Here is an 18656-nt window from a genome sequence, read left to right on the forward strand (position 1 = left end):
GTGGTTGAGCGAGCGCAGCGAGTCGAAACCCCCCCGCGCCTGCCCTGCGCCCGGTGGTTGAGCGAGCGCAGCGAGTCGAAACCCCCCGCGCCTGCCCTGCCCCCGGTGGTTGAGCGAGCGCAGCGAGTCGAAACCCCCCGCGCCCGCTCTGCGCCCGGTGGTTGAGCGAGCGCAGCGAGTCGAAACCCCCCGGCCCGCCCTAGGCTGGATCGGGTGACCGCTCCCCGCCCCCGATCCCTCTGGCGGGGAAGGCTCCTCGCACTCGCGGGCGTCGTGCTCGTCGCCTTCTCCCTGCGCTCCGCCGTGGCGGCGCTGTCCCCGATCCTCGCCGAGGTGCAGGAGGACTTCGCGGTGCCGACGTGGGTCGTCGGCCTCATCGGCACCGCCCCTCCCGTCTGCTTCGCCGTGTTCGGCATCGTGACGCCGATGCTCGAACGGCGTTTCGGGCTGCAGCGGCTGGCGGCGGCATCCATGGTCGTCGTGACGGCGGCGCTCATCTGGCGCGCGCTCGCCGGCGACGCCGTGACGCTGCTGGTGGCCACCGCGGTGCTGTTCGCCGCCGTCGGCGTCGGCAACGTGGTCCTGCCGCCCCTGATCAAGGCGTACTTCCCCGATCGCATCGGCACGATGACCGCGCTCTACTCCGCGTTGCTCGCCGTGGCGGCCTTCGTGCCGCCGCTGGTCGCGGTGCCCGTCGCGGATGCCGCGGGGTGGCGCTTCTCGCTCGGGATGTGGGCCGTCTTCGCGTTGCTCGCGGTGGTGCCGTGGGTCTCTCTCGTCGTCCGGGCCCGTACCTCCGCCGCGCAGCAGTCGGCGGTCGCGATCGAGGAGCCCGCTCCGGGGGTGCTCGGACGCCTGCCGCGACTGTCGCTGGCGTGGGCACTGGCGGCGACCTTCGGCATCTCCGCCGCGAGCGTGTACGCGTGTTTCGCGTGGCTCCCGGTCGTGCTCGTGGACGTGGCCGGGGTCTCGCACGCCGAGGCGGGCGCGCTGCTCTCGCTGTTCGGCGCGATGGGCCTGCCCTGGTCGATCCTGGTTCCGATCGTCATCACGCGGTGGCGACGCGTCGGCGTGATCTATGCGGTCGCCCTGGTGGCGGGTCTCGCCGGTGTCGGGGGCATGGTGCTGGCCCCGACGGCCGCCACGATCCTGTGGGTCGTCCTGCTGGGCACCCCGCAGGCGCTGTTCCCCGCCGTGCTCGTGCTCATCCAGCTGCGCACGCGCACGCACGAGGGCGCCGTGGCGCTGAGCGGCTTCGCGCAGAGCGTGGGCTACGCGATCGCGGCGCTGTTCCCGCTGATGTTCGCCGTGGTGCACGAGCTGACCGGCAGCTGGCAGCCGGTGCTCCTCGTCTTCGGCGCGCTGTTCCTGGCGGCGATCCCGACCGGGATCATCGTGTCGAAGCCGCGGACCATCGAAGACGAGTGGGAGCGCCGCCACGGCGTGTGGTGAGGATCAGTGCGGTGCCGGGCGTGTGACGAACGTCGGAGATTATGACGACGCCGCGGTCCACGCCCGCGCGCTCCTGCCTTCACAGAATCAGCGCGCTGAAAAGTCCGACGTTGCACACACGACGCCGTTCAGCACGGCATGACGAGGGCGTCAGGCTGTCTCCAGCTCGTCCTCGTCGTCGGCATACTGATCGGCCCACTTGTCGACGTACGGGTCGTCCTCGTGGTGTCCGAGCTCCTTTTCGAGCGCGGAGTAGTTCACGGTGTAGGTGTCGTACTTCAGCTCGCGAGCGATCTTGGTGTGCTTCGCTTTCTGACGGCCACGCCCCATGCGAGACCCCCTCATTTCTGAGTCACGGACGATGCGGTGTTCCGCACTTTGGTCCGGCGCATTCACGATGCGGTTGACGATCCGGCTTCCTGCCGGGAAGAGTAGCATTCAGAATAACACGGTGCCCCCGGCGCCTCGCGGTGCGGGGGAGGACGGGGAGGGTGTCATGGTCGATTCGGATGAGAGCCCGGTCCCGCTCCACGCGGTCGTGGTCGGCGCGATCCCCGACCAGCCGGCGCGGGTGCTCAAAGAGGCGGCGCGGTACGCGAAGCTCTTCCAGGCGCCCCTGATCGTCGCCCACGTCGATGTCACGCGGTTCGTCACGTACGAAGATCCCGACGGTTATGTGCATTCGGCGCCGATCGACATCGACCTCGCCGTCGGAGAAGTGCAGCTCGCGGCGGTGCGGGATGCCGCGGCATCCGCGCTCGAGGGTTCGGGCGTGGAGTGGACCGTCACGCAGCTCGTGGGTGACCCGGCGCTGGCGATCAAGCATCTCGCCGAGCGCGCGCAGGCGCGCCTGATCGTCGTGGGCACGCGGCGCCGCGGGTTCGGCGAGTCGATCCGCGAGTTCTTCACGGGCTCGGTCGCCGCGCGGCTCGCGCACCGCCAGTCGCGCCCGATCCTCGTGGTCCCCCTGGAGGAGCCGCTCGACGACGACACTCCCTGGCCCGCCTAGCTCTCCCCCCCTCCCGCGAGCCGCTATGCCGCGGCCGAGCCGCCATCCGCTGTGCTGTACACCGCGTGGCGGCTCGCACAGGGGATGGCGGCTCGGCAGGCAGGCAGGGGGGATCAGCGCAGGGCGCGGGTCAGCGCGGCGAGCGCGTCGTCGAGCGCGCGCGACAGGTCGTCGACGGCGGATGCCGCGAGTTCGCCGCCGTGTGCGAGATGCGTGCGCACATCGGCGCGCACGGTCGCCCGGAACTCGCCGAGGATCGCCTCGGTGCGCCGCAGCTGCTCGCGGGACGACGCGCGCGCGTCATCCGACGGCGACGCGGATGCCGAGGCGCGGGCCTCGTCGCGATCGCGCTGCGCCTGGGCGCGCTCCGACTGGGCCGACGCCGCCAGATCCGCGCGGAGGCTCTTCATCGCCTCGCGCACGCTGCCGCGCACCTCGTCGGCGATGAGGCGGACGCTGTCGGCGAGTCCCGCCTCGATGCCCTCGAGCTCGTGCGCCCGCGCGGAGACCTCGGCGCGGCCCGCGTCCGTGATCTCGTAGACGGTCTTGCGACCGTCGACCACTTTCGTGACCAGGCCCTCCTCCTCCAGCTTGGACAGCCGCGGGTAGATCGTGCCGGCGCTCGGTGTGTACGTGCCGCCGGTGCGATCCGACAGCGCCTGCATCAGGTCGTAGCCGTGTCGGGGCGACTCGTCGAGGAGGTTCAGCAGGTAGAGGCGCAGGTCGCCGTGCGAGAAGACGGGGGGCATCGTCAGACCTCCTCGGCGGTCGCGGAGGCCGCGGCATCCGGGGTCGCCGTGGCCCGACGCAGCACCGTGACGTCGCCCGACACGGAGTTCGCGCGGACGTCGGCGAAGCTGCCGCTGAGCTCGCCGACCGAGTCGACGTAGTTCGAGGGCCCGGATGTCGAGCGCTTGACGCCGTCGACCATGAGGCTGCCGCTGACGCTGCGCAGCACGAAGTTGGCCGGGTGGCCCTCGTCCAGGCGCACGGTGGCGTCGCCGGAGACCGTGTTGAGGCTGACGACGTCGACGCGATCGGTCGAGTCGACGAGCATGCCGCCCGATACGGTGTCGATGGTCGCCTTGCGGATGCTGCCCGTCGCCGCGACGTCGCCGGAGACCGAGTTGGCGCTCAGGGTGCCGTCGAGTCCGCGGATCTGCACGTCGCCCGAGACCGCGTTGACCGACAGGTCGCCCGTCAGGCCGTCGACGATGATGTCGCCCGACACGGTGTTCAGACGCGCACCCGAGGCGAGCCCCGACACCAGGGCGCTCGCCGAGACGACGCCGAGGTTGAGGAGGATGCCGCGGGGGACCGCCACGCTGATCTCGGCCTTGGGGCCGCCGGAGCCGAAGTTGCGGAACACCTCGAGGAAGTTGTCCCAGCGCAGCTGCGGGTGGTCGATCTCCACGACGTCGCCCGACGCCTCGATGCGGAGGTCCTTGATGGTCACGGCGTGCACCTCGATGCGCACCCCGGGCTCGTCGTGCGCGACGACATCCACCTGTCCGCCGACGAGTCCGATCTTGAGCTTGCGGACGTCTTCGAGGTCGATCACCCGGGTCTCGCCCGGCTTGATGAGCCACTTCTCGAGTGTCATGGGTTTCTCCTGGGTCTTGGCGATTCGAGATATATCGCGTTGTGGCGAGAATAACACGATATATCTCGATTTGCCAGAGCCTTCGCCGACGTCTGCTTGACCTTGACGCGACGTCAACCTCTAGCGTCGTTCTCATGAACGACTGGTCGATCCAGCAGACCGCGCGCCTCGCGGGCACCACGAGCCGCACCCTGCGGCACTACGGCGAGCTCGGGCTGCTGCGGCCGAGCCGCGTGGGTGCCAACGGCTATCGGTACTACGACGCCGCAGCCCTCGTGCGCCTGCAGCGGATCCTGCTCCTGCGCGAGATGGGGCTCGCTCTGCCCGAGATCGCGGAGGTGCTCGAACGGCCCACGACCGAGACCGACGCGTTGCGGCGCCACCTGCGGGCACTGCACGAGGAGCAGGAACGGCTCGCGCGTCGGATCGCCTCGGTCGCATCGACCATCACCGCACTGGAGAAAGGAGAAGAGCCCATGGCCGAGAACATGTTCGACGGGTTCGACCACACGCGATACCACGACGAGGTCATCGAGCGCTGGGGCGAGGCGGCGTACGCCGACGCGGACCGCTGGTGGCGAGGGCTGGATGCCGAGGGGCACCGCGACGCGAAGGCGCGGGTCGCCGCGCTCAACGCCGCGTGGGTGGATGCCGCCGGGCGCGGGCTCGACCCCGCCGGAGGCGAGGCCCAGGAGCTCGCCGCCCGTCACGTGGACTGGCTCCGCGGCATCCCGGGGACGCCCGCCGCGGCGCCGGACGGCGACATCGCCGGCTACCTGCGGGGGCTCGGCGAGATGTACGTCGCCGACCCGCGGTTCGCGGCGAACTACGGCGGCCCCGCCGGTGCGGAGTTCGTCCGCGCCTCGCTCGAGGCCTACCTCACCGCGCAGCGGTGAGGGCGCGCCGCCCATCCGTCCCGCGCTGTCGCTTCGGCATCCGAGACGCGACCGCGCGGGACGGACGAGCGGCACACGCGACCGCGCCGGCTCACCCCAGGGGGCGAGCCGGCGCGGTCCGGGCGGTCGACGCTAGGCGCGACCGCCTCGCACGAGTCGCAGCAGGAACGCGATGATGGCGATGATGCCGACGATCAGGGCGACCCACAGCAGCCAGTTCAGGGCGGCGTTCATGCCGCCGACGATCGCAAGAACGATCGCGACGACGATGATGATGATCAGAGCGAGATTCATGTGATTGCTCCATTCTCGAGGGACTCCATGACCCCCTGAAGCTAGTCGCGTTCGCGGCCGCGGGCACCCCCCTTGCCACGGGCTCTTCCCGTGCGATAGGGCCGTTATATGCCCCAGAACGACACCCCCGCGTCCCTGAAGGATCCGCAGCTCTACGAAGAGCTGCGCACGGACGGCGCATCGAAGCAGAAGGCCGCCCGCATCTCCAACGCCGCCGCCCGCGACGGCCGCACGGCCGTGGGTCGCCGCGGCGGCGCGGCGGGATCGTACGAGGACTGGACCGTCGCCGAGCTGCGCGGACGCGCCAAGGAACTCGGCATCCGCGGCTACGCGAACGCGCGGAAGGCGGAGCTCGTCGACATGCTCCGCGACTCCTGAGGTGGCGCGCCTTCGAAGGGTCCGGCCCGGCCGCGACCTCGGCTACCGACGCGTGCGCTCGGGCACGGGATTCCGCTACGTGGATGCCGACGGGTCGCCCCTCCCGGCCGCCGAGCGCGACCGCGTGCGGGCGCTCGTCATCCCGCCGGCCTGGGGTGACGTGTGGATCGCGGCGGCGGCCAACGGGCACATCCAGGCCACCGGCGTGGACGAGGCGGGCCGGATGCAGTACCTCTACCATCCGGACTGGTCGACCCGTCGCGACAAGGGCAAGTACGCTCGCGCGCTCGAGCTGGCCGAGCGTCTGCCGCATGCGCGCGGCCGCGTCACGGCATCCCTGCGCCGCGACGATCTCGACCGGGAGCGGGTGCTGGCCACGGCCTTCCGCCTCCTCGATCAGGCGGCGCCGCGCGTGGGCAGCGAGCGGTACTTCTCCGCCCACGGGAGCCGGGGGCTCACGACGCTCCAACGACGCGACGCCCTCGTCGACGGCAGCGTCACGAGCCTGCGCTTTCCCGGCAAGAGCGGCAAACGGCAGCGCCTCGACGTCGACGACGCCGACCTCGCCGTGGTGGTCGGACTCCTCGCGGCGGGGCGGCCCGCGGCGCCGCTGCTGGCCTACGTGCGCGGGCGTCGCCGGGTCGCGCTCACGCCGAAGGACGTGAACGCGTACGTGCGGGCGATGACCGGCGGAAGCTTCACCGCGAAGGACTTCCGCACCCTCCGCGGCACGATCCTCGCCGCCGACGCCCTCGCCCGCATCGGTCCGACGTCGACGAAGACCGATCGCAAGCGCGCCGAGGTCCTCGCCGTCAGAGCGACGGCCACGGCTCTGGGCAACACGCCCGCCGTCGCCAAGAGCTCGTACATCGACCCGCGGGTGTTCGCCCGCTACCGACGCGGGGTCCTGCTCGACACCTCCATTTCCCCGGAATCGGCGATCCGCGCCCTCCTCGCCTCGTGAGCCGGCGCTAGTCTGCGGACGTGCCCCCCGCCCGCCGGTTCTCGCTCGTCGCTTTGCTGCTGGTGATCGCCGGCGGCATGGTCGGCGTGGCGCTGCGGGCGGTCGTCGTCGTGCCGCTGACCGCCGCCGGCCTGCATCCGCTCGTCGTCCCGGCCGCGACCCTCGTCGTCAACCTGATCGGTTCGCTGCTGCTCGGCGTCATCGTCGGATGGCTGGCGGATCGGCATCCACGCGCACGACTCTTCCTCGGCACCGGGGTCATGGGCGGATTCACCACCTACAGCGCCTTCGCCGTCCAGGCCGTGACGACGGCGACCGCCTCGCCGTTCGTCGGCATCGCGCTCATCGTCGTCTCGCTGTTCGGCGGGGTGCTCGCCGCCGTCGCGGGCCTCGCCCTCGGCCGTCGCCTCGCCGACCGCCCGGGCGAGATCGAGCGGCCCGAGGACGCGGAATGAGCGCGGTCGAGGTGGCGGCGCTCATCGTCGGCGGCGGGCTCGGGGCGGGGGCGCGCTATCTGATGGATGCCGCGGTCATGCGCGGCCGGTCGGGGGCGTTCCCCGTCGGCATCCTGCTGGTGAACGTGCTGGGGTCGTTCCTCCTCGGACTGCTGACGGGACTCGGCACGTCGGTCGCACCGGTGTGGATGAGCATCCTGGGTGTCGGGGTGCTCGGCGGCTTCACGACCTTCAGCACGGTCTCGACGGAGACGGCGCTGCTCGCCGAGCGGGGACGCCGCGACTGGGCGTGGATCAACCTCCTCGGCACGCTCGTGCTCTCGCTCGCCGCCGCGGCCCTCGGGCTGCTCCTCGGGGGCCTCTTCCCCCGCTGACCCGGCGCTCCCGCGGCGGCGCGGCCGGCGCCCATGCCGATGTGCAAGGGATGCCGAGCGACACGCCGCGGCATCCGTCGCCGAGGCGGCGCGTCGACGGGGCGCCCTTGCAGATCGAGACGGTGGCGGTGCGCGGATCGGAACCAGCGCGCGTGCGACAATGAAGCCGATACACGCGTGTATCGAGCTTCTCGTGCGCGCCCGTCTGGAGAGCAAGGGTTCCCGTGTCGCATCTCGCCGTACTGAGCCTGAAGAACCGGGCCCTCATCGCCTTGATCACGATCGTCGCGGCGATCTTCGGCGGCCTCGCCCTGACGAGCCTCAAGCAGGAGCTCATCCCTTCGGTCGAGTTCCCGCAGCTGTCGATCCTGTCGACCTACCCGGGCGCGTCGCCCGACGTCGTCAACAACGACGTCTCGACGCCCATCGAGTCCGCGATCCAGGGCATCCCGGGCCTGGAGTCCACGACCGCCACGAGCACGACGAACGCCTCGATCATCCAGGCCTCCTTCACCTACGGCACCGATCTGGCCACCGCCGAGCAGAAGATCCTCCAGGCGATCAACCGCATCAAGTCCGATCTGCCCAGCGGCGTCGAGCCGAACGTCGTGTCGTTCTCCATCGACGATCTGCCCGTCATCGCGCTGGCCGTCACCGGCTACAGCGACGAGAAGACCATCCAGGCCAAGCTGCAGGCGACCACGATCCCCGACCTCGAGGACGTCAAGGGCGTCAGCGCGGCCTCCATCGTCGGCGGCCAGGGGCAGCGCGTGACGATCACCCCCGACCAGCAGAAGCTCGCCGCGGCCGGGTTCACGCAGACGGCGTTGACCGACGCGCTCAAACAGAACGGCGTGCTCTTCCCCGGCGGCACCGTCACGGAGGGCGATCAGACGCTCACGGTGCAGACGGGAAGCAAGCTGACCTCCGTCGACCAGATCGCGGCGCTGCCGCTCGTGCCGACCTCCGCGGCGCAGTTCGAGGGCGCCCTCGCCAGCGGTGCGCTCACCGTCGGCGACGTGGCGACCGTGGCGCTGGCGCAAGACCCGGTCACCTCGATCTCGCGCGTCAACGGCGAGCCCGCCCTGACGATCTCCATCACCAAGCTTCCCGCGGCGAACACCGTCGACGTCAGCCGTGCCGTCACCGCGCTGCTGCCCACCCTGCAGAGCGACATCGGCGGCGACGCGTCGTTCACCGTGGTCTTCGACCAGGCGCCCTACATCGAGCAGTCGATCGAGTCGCTCGCGCAGGAGGGCCTGCTCGGACTCGTCTTCGCCGTGCTCGTCATCCTCGTGTTCCTGCTGTCGGTGCGTTCGACGCTCGTCACGGCGATCTCGATCCCGACGAGCGTTCTCATCACCTTCGTCGGCATCCAGGCGTTCGGCTACTCGCTGAACATCCTCACGCTCGGGGCGCTGACGATCGCGATCGGCCGCGTCGTCGACGACTCCATCGTGGTGATCGAGAACATCAAGCGCCACTACGTCGAGGGGGCCGACAAGCTCGCCTCGATCCTGCTCGCCGTCCGCGAGGTGGCCGCCGCGATCACCGCCTCGACCATCACGACGGTCGCCGTCTTCCTGCCGATCGCCTTCGTGGGCGACGTGACCGGCGAGCTGTTCCGCCCGTTCGCGATGACCGTCACCATCGCGATGGCCGCCTCGCTGTTCGTGGCGCTGACCATCGTGCCGGTGCTCGCCTACTGGTTCCTGCGCCCCGGAAAGCCGGTGCGCGACGCCGAGGGCGACCCGATCGACCCGGAAGACCCCGCAGCGCCCCCGTCCCGCCTGCAGCGGGGCTACCTGCCCATCCTCGGCTGGACGCTGAAGCACTCCTGGGTCACGCTGCTGCTCGCCGTGCTCGTGCTCGGGGGCACCGCCGCGGCGGCGCCCCTCATGAAGACGAACTTCCTCGGCGACAGCGGGCAGAACACCTTCACCATCACGCAGCAGGTCGGGCAGGCGCCGAGCCTCGACGCCGAAGACGCCGCGGCGCAGAAGGTCGAGACCGCCGTGAAGGGCGTCGCCGGCGTGACCACGGTGCAGACCTCGATCGGCTCCAGCGGATCGGCGGTGCGCGACGCCTTCCGCGGCGGCAGCACCGGAATCACCTACTCGGTCACGACCGACACGGGGGCCGACCAGCTCACCGTCCGCGACGAGGTCGAGAAGGCGATCGCCGGACTCGGCGACGTCGGCACCGTCACGATCTCCTCCGGTCAGGGCGGATTCGGCTCGAGCAACGTCGAGGTCGACGTGACCGCCCCGTCCGCCGACGCGCTCCAGAAGGCCACCGACGCGGTCGTCGCCGGGCTGCAGGGCAAGGACGGCATCGGCCAGATCACCTCGAACCTCTCGGCATCCCTCCCGTACGTCGCCGTCACCGTCGACCGTGCGAAGGCCGCCCAGCTCGGGCTGTCGGAGGTCGCCGTCGGCGGGCTCGTCTCCAACACGATGCAGCCGCGTCAGATCGGCTCGGTCGAGATCGACGGCACCTCGCTCACCGTCTACCTCCAGGCGGCGACCGTCCCGCAGACGATCGACGACCTCAAGGGCCTGCAGATCGCCTCGGCCAACGGCCTCGTGCGTCTCGATCAGGTCGCCACCGTCGAGCAGAGCCAGGGTCCGACCTCCATCACGACCCAGCGCGGCCAGCGCACCGCGACCGTGACGGTCACTCCGTCGACCGACGACCTCAACACCGCGTCGGCGAGCGTCCGCACGGCCCTCACCGGCCTGAATCTGCCCACGGGGGCCGATGCGAAGGTCGGCGGTGTCGTGACGCAGCAGACGGATGCCTTCGGACAGCTGGGTCTCGCCATGCTCGCGGCCATCCTGATCGTCTACATCGTCATGGTCGCGACCTTCAAGTCGCTGCGCCAGCCGTTGCTGCTGCTCGTGTCGGTGCCGTTCGCGGCGACCGGTGCGATCCTCCTGCAGATCGCCACCGGCGTGCCGCTCGGCGTCGCCTCGCTCATCGGTGTGCTGATGCTGATCGGCATCGTCGTCACCAACGCGATCGTGCTCGTCGACCTCGTCAACCAGTACCGCGAGAAGGGGCTCAGCACTCATGATGCGACCGTCGCGGGCGGCTCGCGACGCCTGCGACCCATCCTCATGACGGCGCTCGCGACGATCTTCGCGCTGACGCCGATGGCGCTCGGCATCACCGGTCACGGCGGCTTCATCTCGCAGCCCCTCGCGATCGTCGTGATCGGCGGCCTCGTCTCCTCGACCGTGCTGACGCTGCTGGTGCTGCCGACGCTCTACAACCTCGTCGAGGGGGCCCGCGAGCGCCGGGCCGCCCGCCGGGGAGCCGCAGACGGCGGCCACGAGGCGGCCGCGGATGCCGGTGCAGACCCCGTCGCCCCGGCATCCGGTGCCGCCGCGCTGCACCCGCGCCGCGCGCTGCGCGGGAAGTAGAGTCGGGTCATGCGTTCCCGACTCCTCTGCGTCGCCGTCCTCACCCTCGGTGTTGCGCTGGCCGGGTGCGCCGCGAGCGTCCCGGCGGCCACGTCCACGTCCACGGCGCCGGCCACGGCCAGCGGTGAAGGCACCGCGGCCGCGCCGACGCCGACGCCGACGGCGACCGCGGCCGCGGCGGCCGTCTTCCCGCGCTGCGAGGATCTGATCCCGATCGAGCTGCTGCAGCAGAACTTCTCGACGGACGTCGTCGCGTACACCGACGGCGGTGGATGGACCATCGGACAGCTTCTTCCCGGCCCGATGGCACGCTCCGCCGTCGAGAAGGCGGAGCGCGCCGTCGACTGCGGGTGGGGCATCCGCGGCGGCTCGGATGGTGGCGTGCACGCGGCCGTGCTCGAGCTGCCCGCCGAGGTGCGCGACGAACTCGTGAGTGCGCTGCGTACCGCCGACGGGTACACCGAGGCCGCGATCGACGACGCCACGGTCTTCACCTCAGCGGTGCACGGTGAGATCGCCGACGGCGCGGTCGGCTATGCGTTCGACGGAACGACGTGGGTGGCGATCATCGGCAACAGCAGGGAGACGGCGATGCAGTCCGCTTACCTCCCCGCCGCCGTGGCCGCCCTGCGCGCCGCCAACGCGGGCTGAGCGGGCTGTCTCAGCTGCGCGGATCGGGCTGATCGGCGACCACCATGAAGCGGATGAAGACGGCGAGCCACCCGAAGATCAGCGCGAACACGATGATCTCGAAGGCCGTCAGCCCGAAGTAGCCCGTGGCGAACAGTGCGATCGAGGCGACCAGGCCGGCCAGGAACGCCCACGACGCCAAGAAGTAGGCGCGCGGCATCCGCCGCACGATCCACGGGCCGCCGACGAGCAGCAGCAGGAACATCAGGGCCATGCCCGACGCCGACAGGTTGTGCAGCAGCATGTTCACGTTGACCGGGAAGATGCCGACGCAGGCCAGCATGACGCCCATGATCGCGAGCGCCGTGCCGACGACACGGATGCCGCGCGGCGCCTCGCCCAGCGCGGCGAGGTCGTGGGAGACGTACAGCGTGAAGGTCGTCACGAGCAGGCCTCCGGCGACGAGCGTGCCGTTGAAGAGGAAGCTCGACATGTCGCCGAACGTGCCCAGCTGGCTGAAGTGGTAGGTCCACCAGAGCGGGTCGGAGGTCGTGATCATGGCCGCCAGCGTCCCGATCCCGATGAAGGTGACCAGCAGCGTCGTGAGGCGCTGGGTCGTCATCCGCGATGCGGAGAGGTAGCTCAGCCAGCCCGACAGGCCCGTCGCCGTGGCCGCCAGGACGGTCGTCCAGAACGCGGTGAGCTCGACGTCGATGAAGGCGCGCGAGAGCACGGCGAACAGCGCCACGGTCCCGATCGCCGCGAGGGCGCCGTGCGCGATCACGACGGATGCCGTCGACACCACGTAGCGCCAGCTCGCGATCCTGCGCCGCCACTCCTGACCGTCGGTGGTGCGGGCGCGCCAATAGCCGAGCGCGGAGCTGACGCCCGCCGCGAGGCCCGCCCCGGCCGCCGCCCAGCCGGCGATGCTCCCGTCGCCCCACAGGCGCGTGCCGATGCCGAGCAGTCCGACGATGAGCCCGACGACGCCGCCGGAGACGGCGGCGATCGCCGCGGCGAGCAGAGCCTCCGCCTCGACGCGCAACGAGGGCGCGGGGGCGCGATCGGCGTCGGCGGCGGCGGGGAATCGGGTGGGTTCCGCTGCGGTCATGGCGCCAGTGTAGGGGGCCGCCGGCGGGCCGCGATCCCGGCGTGGCCGGACCCGACCGGCGCTCTCACAGGTGCGACCGGTACAGTGGTGCGGTCGGCTCTGGACACCGCGCTGCGGCGCGGGTGGGTTTGTGAGTCCAAGGGGCCGATGGTGAGCGCCGCTCGGCGCACATGACCATCACTGTGAATGGCCCCCGGACCACCGGGTCGCCCGCCGCCCCGATCTCCTCGACCATCGCGTCGTGGGGGGACTCCTTCGGCGCGGAGGCGCTGTTCTCGCGCGAGAAAACCCAGGAAGAACACCATGCCCAAGAGCAAGAAGCCGGCCGGCGGCCGCGCCCAGAACTTCGAGCCGCGCTACGGCGCGAAGACCAGCTACCAGGACGCGAAGCGCCGTCCCGGTCAGTCCTCTGCCGGCAAGCCCGGCAGCAAGAGCCCCGGCCACCGCGGCTATCGCGCCGCCGAGGCGACCGACGCGGCGCCCAAGCAGCGCTGGAGCGCCCAGGAGCGCGCCGGCCGCGACGAGGCGCGCGGCATCCGCTCCCGCGCCCACGGCGACCGCCCGGCCCGCGACGACCGCCCGGCCCGGTCGTTCGATGACCGCCCGCGTCGTGATGACCGGCCGGCCCGGTCGTTCGATGACCGTCCGCGTCGTGATGACCGGCCGGCTCGGTCGTTCGATGACCGTGGCCGTAACTCCTCCACATCGGGCGGGGATCGCCGTGAGCGGCCTGGTTTCGGTTCTCGCGACACGGATCGGAGGAGTTTCGACCGCCCGCGTCGTGACGACCGGCCCGCTCGGTCGTTCGACGACCGGCCGCGCCGTGATGACCGGCCGGCTCGGTCGTTCGATGACCGTGGCCGTAACTCCTCCACATCGGGCGGGGATCGCCGTGAGCGGCCTGCTTTCGGCTCTCGGGACGAGGATCGGAGGAGTTTCGACCGCCCCCGCCGCGACGACCGGCCGGCTCGGTCGTTCGATGACCGCCCGCGCCGCGACGACCGTCCGGCTCGCTCGTTCGATGACCGCCCTCGCCGTGATGACCGGCCTGCTCGGTCGTTCGATGACCGTGGCCGTAACTCCTCCACGTCGAGTGCGGAGCGGCGTGAGCGGCCTGCTTTCGGCTCGCGCGACACGGATCGGAGGAGTTTCGACCGCCCGGCCCGCGACGACCGCCCGCGCCGCGACGACCGCCCGGCCCGCGCCGCCGGCGGCAACCGTGCGGACTGGAACGCCGACGCGAAGGATGCCGCGGCCCGCAAGGCCTACGAGGCGCACGCCGACGTCGTGCACGAGAAGCTGCAGGCGCAGGCCGTGCAGGCCGAAGAGGTCGCGGACGTGAGCTTCGCCGGCCTCGGCCTGGGCGAGAACATCGTCCGGGCGCTCGCCGAGCTGGGCGCCGCGGCGCCGTTCCCGATCCAGGCGGCGACGATCGCGCCGATCCTCGCCGGCAAGGACGTGCTCGCGCGCGGCCGCACCGGCTCAGGCAAGACCATCGCCTTCGGTGCCCCGCTCGTCGAGTCGGTGCTGCGCAGCCAGGCCGGCAAGCGCCGCGCGTTCGGCCGCAGCCCCCGCGCGCTGATCCTGGCCCCGACGCGCGAGCTCGCACTGCAGATCGACCGCACGATCCAGCCGATCGCCCGCAGCGTCGGCCTGTTCACGACCCAGATCTACGGCGGCGTGCCCCAGGCGCGCCAGGTCGGTGCGCTCAAGAAGGGCGTCGACATCATCATCGGCACCCCGGGCCGCATCGAAGACCTGCAGGAGCAGGGCAAGCTCGACCTGTCCGAGATCGGCGTCGTCGTGCTGGACGAGGCCGACCACATGAGCGAGCTCGGCTTCCTCGAGCCGATGCAGCGGATCCTCCGTCTGGTCGAGCCCGACGCGCAGAAGCTGCTGTTCTCAGCGACCCTCGACCGCGAGGTCGCGGCGCTCGTCGATGAGTTCCTCGTCGACCCGGCGGTGTACGAGGTCGCCGGCGAGGACCAGGACTCCGGCACCATCGACCACCGCGTGCTCGTCATCGACCACCGCGACAAGGCCGACATCCTCACCTCGCTCGTCGACCGCGCCGGCAAGACGCTCGTGTTCGCCCGCACCCGTGCGTATGCCGAGATGCTCGCCGAGCAGTTCGACGACGCCGGCATCCACGCGGTCGCCCTCCACGGCGACCTCAACCAGGGCAAGCGCACGCGCAACCTCGAGCGGCTCACCTCGGGCCGCGTCAGCGTGCTGGTCGCGACGGATGTCGCTGCGCGCGGCATCCACGTCGACGACATCGACCTGGTCATCCAAGCCGACGCGCCCGACGAGTACAAGACGTACATGCACCGCTCCGGTCGCACGGGTCGCGCGGGGCGTTCCGGCACCGTCGTGACGCTCATCCCGCGTCAGCGCCGCCGGCGCATGACCGAGATGCTCGACCGCGCCGAGATCGACGCGCCGTTCGAGGATGCCCGTCCCGGCGACGACGTGATCGAGGAGCTTTCCGGGCGGCAGGCCGCGCACGTCGACCGCTGACACCCGCACCCGGAGGGGCCGAGACGTTCGCGTCGCGGCCCCTCCGGCGTGTGGTCAGAACAGCATCGCCGGGGCGGCGGCGGATGCCGCGGCCCGCGCCGTGGTCCGCACGGGCCCCGGTCGCGCCGGCCGGGTCTCGACTTCTTCCTCCGGACCGCCCGTGAGACGGTGTCGCCGCAGCAGCGGCCGGACCCGCGCCGCGAGCCACTTCCGGTAGCCGACGGGCGCGTACACGCTGGCGCCGGGGTAGAGCCCCCGATACGCGGGCACCAGCTCGGGGTGCTCCCGTTCGAGCCACTGCCAGAACCACTCGCGGGCTCCGGGCCGCAGGTGCAGCGCTCCGAAGACGACGCGGACGGCTCCGGATGCCGCGATGCGCGCCAGCGCGTCGTCGAGCACCGCCACGGCATCCGTCAGGTGCGGCACGATCGGCATGAGGAACACGGTCACGGCGAAGCCCGCGTCGGCGGCCGCCCGCACGGTGTCGAGCCGGGCCTGGAAGGTGGGGGCGCCCGCTTCGAGCGTCTGCCGCAGGCGCTCGTCGGGCATGGCGATCGACATCGACAGGTGCACCGGCACGCGCCGGCGGGCCTCCGCGAGCACCGGCAGGTCGCGGCGCAGGAGCGTGCCCTTGGTCAGCACCGAGAACGGCGTCCGGCTCGCCGCGAGTGCGTCGATGATCTCCGGCATGAGCCGGTATCTCCCCTCGGCCCGCTGGTACGGGTCGGTGTTGGTGCCGAGCGCGACCGGCTCCCGCCCCCACGAGGGCGCGGCGAGCTCGCGTCGCAGCACCTCGGCGACGTTGACCTTCACGACGATCTGCTCGTCGAAGTCACGTCCGGCGTCGAGGTCGAGATAGGTGTGGGTGTTGCGGGCGAAGCAGTACGAGCACGCATGGCTGCACCCGCGATAGGGGTTCACGGTCCAGTCGAACGGCATCGCGGATGCCGACGGCACATGGTTCAGCGCCGACTTCGCGGCGACCTCGTGAAAGGTCATGCCCGCGAACTCGGGGGTGGTCACGGTGCGGACCAGTCCCTCCCGCGTCTCGAGGCCGGGCAGGGCTGCGGCATCCGTCGAATCGATGCTTTGTCCACGCCAGCGCATGCCTGATATACGAACATAGATTCGATGATTGTGCAATGCGCACCGTCCTCTCGGCCGGGCGCGGCAGAATGGGCGGGTGCCGCAACCCGAGCAGCCGACCAGCCGACGCGCCGCGCGCCTCGCCGCCGAGGCGGCGCCGACGTCGCCCGCGCGCCGGTCGATGCCGGCCGTCGGGCGCCGCGGTCTCGTGGTGCTGGCGGGTCTCGTGGCGCTGGTGGTGCTCGTCGTCGTCATCGCGCTGACGCGTCCCGGAGGCGCCGCCACGACGCCCGAGGGCGGCGCCGCGGGCGTCACGGCGCCCACCGACGCGGTCGCGCTGCCGGACGGGGCGGGGTCGGGCACGCCCGCGAGCGGCCTGCCCGTGCCCGCGCAGAGCGGGGTGGCCGCGGCATCCTGCGACGATCCCGCGGTCTCGTCGGCGCTCGCCGAGGGCAGGGATGCCGACGTCATCACCGCTTTCGGAGGCGGCGCCGCCTTCCGCGCCGCCGTCGTGTCGGGGGCAGCGCCCTGCATCGATCTCGGCGACCCGCACCGGCTGTGGATCGTCGTCGACAAGCAGCGCCCGTTGAACCCGATCGACGTCGAGCCGACCTCGGTCGTCGCCCCCGCCGACATGCAGCGAACCGTCGACGGTCGGCTGCAGCCCGCGGCGGCAGAGGCGCTCACCGCGCTCGTGGTGGCGGCGGCGAACGAGGGCGCGGGGGCGATCGGCCTCAACAGCGCCTACCGTTCGTTCGCCTCGCAGACGCGCACCTACAACGGCTACGTGAACACCCTCGGTCGCGCCGCCGCCGACCAGCAGAGCGCGCGGCCCGGCTTCAGCGAGCACCAGACCGGGCTCGCCACCGACGTGGCGGCCTGCGACGGCGGCTGCGGCGCGATCGAAGCGTTCGGCGGGACGCCGCAGGGCGCCTGGGTCGCCGAGAACGCGTGGCGGTTCGGCTACATCGTCCGCTACGAGAGCGGCTACACCGCCACCACGGGGTACGAGGCCGAGCCGTGGCATCTGCGCTACATCGGCCCCGAGCTCGCGAAGGCGTACCACGAGGGCGGGTTCCACACGCTCGAGGACTTCTTCGGGCTGCCGGCCGCCCCCGACTACTGATCGCCCGGGGTCGCCGTCGCGCGAGGGTCGTCCTGTCGCCACCGACATGAAACCCAGTACCATGGATGCTGGGATGCGATGCCACCGGCATCCGTCGTTCATCGCGACACGTCCCGCAGATTCGACACTCGACGACGAGAGGACGGGCGCACCATGGAGCGCGACATCTACGACGAGGATCACGAGGCGTTCCGCGACGTCGTCAAGGAGTTCCTCAAGCGCTTCGCCACCGAGGAGAAGCGCAAGCAGTGGGAGGCGGACGGGGAGATCGACCGCGCCACCATGCTCGCCGCCGGCGAGGCCGGCATCATCGGTCTGAGCGTGCCGGAGGAGTTCGGCGGCGCCGGGATGCTGCAGGACTACCGTTTCCGCGCGATCGTGCTCGAGGAGACGATCGGGGCCGGCCAGGGCTCGCTCGCCGGGGCCTTCGGCATCCAGGACGACCTCGCCGTCCCGTACATCGTGCACATGGGGACGCAGGAGCAGAAGGAGAAGTGGCTGCCGGGGATGGCGACCGGCGAGATCCTCGGCGCGCTCGCGATGACCGAGCCCGGCGCCGGCAGCGACCTGCGCGGCATCAAGACCACGGCGAAGAAGGTCGACGGCGGCTACCTCGTCAACGGCGCGAAGACCTTCATCTCCTCGGGAAAGACCGCCGACATGGTGGTCACGTTCGTGAAGACCGGCGAGGGCAACCGCCCGGATGCCTTCAGCCTGCTGATCCTCGAGGACGGCATGGAGGGCTTCGATCACGGCAAGAAGCTCGAGAAGATGGGCTTCCACGGGTGGGACACCGCCGAGCTGAGCTTCACCGACGTCTTCGTCCCGGAGGCGAACCTCATCGGCGGCAAGGAGGGGCTGGGCTTCATCCAGCTGATGATGAACCTTCCGCTCGAGCGCCTGTCGATCGGCGTGGCCGCGGCGGCAGCCGGCGAGGCCGCGTTCGTCTGGACGCGCGACTACGTGCTCAGCCGTGAGGCGTTCGGCGAGCGGATCGCCGACTTCCAGAACACGCGGTTCCTGCTGGCCGACATGGCCACGACGGTCGACGTCATGTGGACCTATAACGACCGCGCGATGATGCTCTACAAGGACAAGAAGCTCACCGCCGAGGAGGCCGCGAAGGTCAAGTTCTGGTCGACCGACCGCGAGGCGGAGCTGCTCGACACCGGCGTGCAGCTGCACGGCGGGTACGGCTACATCACCGAGTACCCGATCGCCCGCGCCTACCTCGACGCCCGCGTCCACCGCATCTACGGCGGCACGAACGAGATCATGCGCGACATCGTGTCGCGCCAGATCGTCGGCAAGCGCTGACCGCGGCATCCGCCCT

The 18656-nt window shown here is 71.3% G+C and carries 18 protein-coding genes; 12 read left to right on the forward strand and 6 right to left on the reverse strand.

Features of this window, described 5'->3' with window-relative positions; all coding sequences use genetic code 11:
* Positions 1-213: 213 nt before the first annotated feature.
* Positions 214-1452, forward strand: a complete 1239-nt coding sequence (locus tag AC6CQV_RS15125; RefSeq protein ID WP_101307036.1) for an MFS transporter — start codon at positions 214-216, stop codon at positions 1450-1452.
* 150 nt (positions 1453-1602) lie between these two features.
* Here AC6CQV_RS15125 and AC6CQV_RS15130 read toward each other — a convergent pair whose 3' ends face one another.
* Positions 1603-1782: a DUF3073 family protein gene (locus tag AC6CQV_RS15130; protein WP_060959110.1), complete on the reverse strand. Its 180-nt coding sequence runs from the start codon at positions 1780-1782 to the stop codon at positions 1603-1605.
* Positions 1783-1948: 166 nt separating this feature from the next.
* On the opposite strand from AC6CQV_RS15130, the gene AC6CQV_RS15135 reads away from it, so the two are divergent.
* Positions 1949-2461 (forward strand): universal stress protein, encoded by a 513-nt coding sequence (locus tag AC6CQV_RS15135; RefSeq protein ID WP_101307035.1) that lies wholly within the window; start codon positions 1949-1951, stop codon positions 2459-2461.
* 113 nt (positions 2462-2574) lie between these two features.
* Here the strand turns inward: AC6CQV_RS15135 and AC6CQV_RS15140 are convergent, their stop codons facing one another.
* Together AC6CQV_RS15140 and AC6CQV_RS15145 are read right to left on the reverse strand one after the other, a co-directional pair.
* Positions 2575-3210, reverse strand: a complete 636-nt coding sequence (locus AC6CQV_RS15140; RefSeq protein WP_061781903.1) for a PadR family transcriptional regulator — start codon at positions 3208-3210, stop codon at positions 2575-2577.
* A 2-nt stretch (positions 3211-3212) separates the two neighbouring features.
* Positions 3213-4064 carry a DUF4097 family beta strand repeat-containing protein gene (locus tag AC6CQV_RS15145; RefSeq protein ID WP_498259892.1) on the reverse strand — a complete coding sequence of 284 codons (852 nt, stop codon included), beginning with the start codon at positions 4062-4064 and terminating at the stop codon, positions 3213-3215.
* Positions 4065-4198: 134 nt separating this feature from the next.
* Between AC6CQV_RS15145 and AC6CQV_RS15150 the strand changes: the two genes are divergently transcribed.
* The gene (locus AC6CQV_RS15150; RefSeq protein WP_191009214.1) at positions 4199-4960 is read left to right on the forward strand and encodes a MerR family transcriptional regulator; all 762 of its coding nucleotides are present in this window, start codon (positions 4199-4201) and stop codon (positions 4958-4960) included.
* 132 nt (positions 4961-5092) lie between these two features.
* On the opposite strand, the gene AC6CQV_RS15155 is transcribed toward AC6CQV_RS15150, so the two are convergent.
* A complete protein-coding gene (locus AC6CQV_RS15155) occupies positions 5093-5254 on the reverse strand; it encodes a hypothetical protein (protein WP_167626506.1) in 162 nt (53 codons plus the stop codon).
* A gap of 108 nt (positions 5255-5362) precedes the next feature.
* Between AC6CQV_RS15155 and AC6CQV_RS15160 the strand changes: the two genes are divergently transcribed.
* The 6 genes from AC6CQV_RS15160 to AC6CQV_RS15185 all read left to right on the forward strand — a co-directional run bounded on the left by AC6CQV_RS15160 (position 5363) and on the right by AC6CQV_RS15185 (position 11501).
* Positions 5363-5632: a DUF7218 family protein gene (locus tag AC6CQV_RS15160; protein ID WP_101307032.1), complete on the forward strand. Its 270-nt coding sequence runs from the start codon at positions 5363-5365 to the stop codon at positions 5630-5632.
* A 1-nt stretch (position 5633) separates the two neighbouring features.
* Positions 5634-6596, forward strand: a complete 963-nt coding sequence (locus AC6CQV_RS15165) for a DNA topoisomerase IB (RefSeq protein WP_061781905.1) — start codon at positions 5634-5636, stop codon at positions 6594-6596.
* 20 nt (positions 6597-6616) lie between these two features.
* A complete protein-coding gene (locus tag AC6CQV_RS15170) occupies positions 6617-7051 on the forward strand; it encodes a fluoride efflux transporter FluC (RefSeq protein WP_492492317.1) in 435 nt (144 codons plus the stop codon).
* Complete coding sequence (gene crcB, locus AC6CQV_RS15175; protein ID WP_101307030.1) at positions 7048-7425, forward strand: fluoride efflux transporter CrcB; 378 nt, start codon at positions 7048-7050, stop codon at positions 7423-7425. Before AC6CQV_RS15170 ends, crcB begins: the two co-directional genes overlap by 4 nt.
* Before the next feature lie 224 nt (positions 7426-7649).
* Positions 7650-10850: an efflux RND transporter permease subunit gene (locus AC6CQV_RS15180; protein WP_498259893.1), complete on the forward strand. Its 3201-nt coding sequence runs from the start codon at positions 7650-7652 to the stop codon at positions 10848-10850.
* Positions 10851-10859: 9 nt separating this feature from the next.
* Positions 10860-11501, forward strand: coding sequence for a hypothetical protein (locus tag AC6CQV_RS15185; protein ID WP_498259894.1), 642 nt, complete (start codon positions 10860-10862; stop codon positions 11499-11501).
* Positions 11502-11511: 10 nt separating this feature from the next.
* On the opposite strand, the gene AC6CQV_RS15190 is transcribed toward AC6CQV_RS15185, so the two are convergent.
* Entirely contained in the window at positions 11512-12591 is a 1080-nt protein-coding gene (locus AC6CQV_RS15190; RefSeq protein ID WP_205281851.1) for a hypothetical protein, read from the reverse strand.
* Positions 12592-12894: 303 nt separating this feature from the next.
* On the opposite strand from AC6CQV_RS15190, the gene AC6CQV_RS15195 reads away from it, so the two are divergent.
* Positions 12895-15111, forward strand: a complete 2217-nt coding sequence (locus AC6CQV_RS15195) for a DEAD/DEAH box helicase (protein ID WP_498259895.1) — start codon at positions 12895-12897, stop codon at positions 15109-15111.
* Positions 15112-15165: 54 nt separating this feature from the next.
* Here the strand turns inward: AC6CQV_RS15195 and AC6CQV_RS15200 are convergent, their stop codons facing one another.
* A complete protein-coding gene (locus AC6CQV_RS15200; protein WP_498259896.1) occupies positions 15166-16218 on the reverse strand; it encodes an Rv2578c family radical SAM protein in 1053 nt (350 codons plus the stop codon).
* 76 nt (positions 16219-16294) lie between these two features.
* Here AC6CQV_RS15200 and AC6CQV_RS15205 point away from each other — a divergent pair, with 76 nt between their 5' ends.
* Both AC6CQV_RS15205 and AC6CQV_RS15210 read left to right on the forward strand, forming a co-directional pair.
* Entirely contained in the window at positions 16295-17323 is a 1029-nt protein-coding gene (locus tag AC6CQV_RS15205) for a M15 family metallopeptidase (RefSeq protein WP_498259897.1), read from the forward strand.
* Positions 17324-17476: 153 nt separating this feature from the next.
* Positions 17477-18640 carry an acyl-CoA dehydrogenase family protein gene (locus AC6CQV_RS15210; RefSeq protein WP_060961109.1) on the forward strand — a complete coding sequence of 388 codons (1164 nt, stop codon included), beginning with the start codon at positions 17477-17479 and terminating at the stop codon, positions 18638-18640.
* The last annotated feature ends 16 nt before the right edge of the window (positions 18641-18656 follow it).

It is taken from the genome of Microbacterium sp. EG9, assembly GCF_059759475.1.